Origin of the sequence: Fastidiosibacter lacustris, from assembly GCF_003428155.1 — a bacterium.
Taxonomy (GTDB): Bacteria; Pseudomonadota; Gammaproteobacteria; order Francisellales; family Francisellaceae; genus Caedibacter; species Caedibacter lacustris.
Window position 1 is genome coordinate 1 of record NZ_QLIR01000046.1, and the last position, 1,786, is coordinate 1,786.

Sequence of the window (1,786 nt, forward strand, 5' to 3'; positions counted from 1 at the left end):
TTAATCCAAAACTTATTTCATTGACAAAACCCCCACCAAACGCTGTCACTGTGCCATAACAATACGATAAAAACTGCCAGCCAAAATGTCGCGCCAATGCCCCCAGCGGATCTGCCTGGTATTCACGACAATTAATATTGTAGTGACAGCTTGGACATAATCCTAATGGGTCTACAATATTCACCGGATTGTTCTCTGCATAAGCGTAAGCATCAATACTCCCACCTGATAAAGGATCCAACGGGTCAGGCTGAATATAGCTTCTTAATTGTGGAGAATAGTGACGAGAACCATTATAGTAAAACCCTGTCTCTTCATCATAATACTGTCCTGGAAACCTTAAGTTTTGCCTTATTTCTTTTATCGTTTCCTGAATTTCAAATGGCTGAATATCGGCTTGCCAACGTGTATTCCCCTGCTGATCTATCAATCTCTCAGGCGTGCCTTGAACGTCATTGATAAAGTAGTCAATCTGACCTTGGGTCATTTGTGCTAAAGGCTGTCCTTCCAGATAGATAATATCTGTTGTTTCACCTTCACTGATAATCTCAATCACATTCAGAAACTGATCATAGATAAAAACAGTCTCTTTGCCATCGACCGTTTTTAACACCCGCTGACCTTGACCATTATACTGATAGCTAGCAACGGTTTTATCTTGATTTCTCACCTCTGTCAGAAGGTTAAACTCATCATAGCTTAAGCTTAAACCGTTTAACCAAGTGAGGTTACCATTTAAGTCATGTTGTAGATCTTTAATATCTACATCTATCTCACCTGCACGCTTATACGTGAAGATTTGCCTGTGCTTGGGTGACTCTACAGCGGTTAATCTATCCAATCTGTCATAGCGGTATCGTGTGTTCCACTCTGGGGCACTCACGTGAATGATTTCACTAATATTCCCATTCTCATCATATCTATAATGATCGTGAGCAATATTTTTGAGGTTTCGCTCGGTAAGCCTGTATCGTAAATCATAACCGTTTTCCTGAATATACCCGTTCCCATAAGTCAGGGTGGTTATCGGACCAAACGGCAGGTGCTCAATATCTTTGGCCACAATAAATGGTGGTTTATTGATACTTAGTTTATCAACCTTACCTAGCGTATTATGTGCATAATAAACCGTTAAGCCACTTGGATAGGTAATGGTGTTGATCTGATTGTCTTTGTTATAGGTATAGCTAACACGATATTCTTTTTCGTTGATGATATTTGTCTGGGTTCCTATATTACCAAATGCATCGTAACTGTTTCTTATCGTATTGGCTGTACCCTTTGTAGCCGAGGGCAAGCGCGTCACTTCACTTAAATAACCCTTTCCATATTGACCTTGATCATAAACGTATAACAGGATTGGCTTGTGGTTTATACTCACTTTGGTCAATCGATTTAACACATCATAACCATATCCATACTCCTGCCCCATATTGTCTTTTTGCTTGACCAGCTGACCGGCTTCATTATAGCTAAAGCTTGTCATGCCTTTCCCAGCTGTCGTAATACGGGTGATCTCATCCCAGGCATTGTAGCTGTAATGAGTTTGTGTTTCCTGCTGCGGGATGACTGAGTCATCAGAGGGATTACGGGTCTTATTTTCAGCGTAAACTGAGCGAATTGAAGTGATTCTCTCTGCCTCATCATAGTTTAGAACCACTTTATGTTTTGGATACTCATTAGCATCATCCTGTTCTTTTCCCTGGGCTGCTGATGCGACGGTATCCGAGTGTTTCAGCTGATATACCAGATTTCCTCTGGCATCTTTAATCCTCGTTTCAATCAC

The 1,786-nt window shown here is 40.9% G+C and carries 1 protein-coding gene; it reads right to left on the minus strand.

Annotated features, from left to right (window positions below; all coding sequences use genetic code 11):
• The coding region (locus tag DNJ77_RS09800; protein WP_157966682.1) for an RHS repeat domain-containing protein at positions 1-1,786 on the minus strand (1,786 nt) is incomplete at both ends.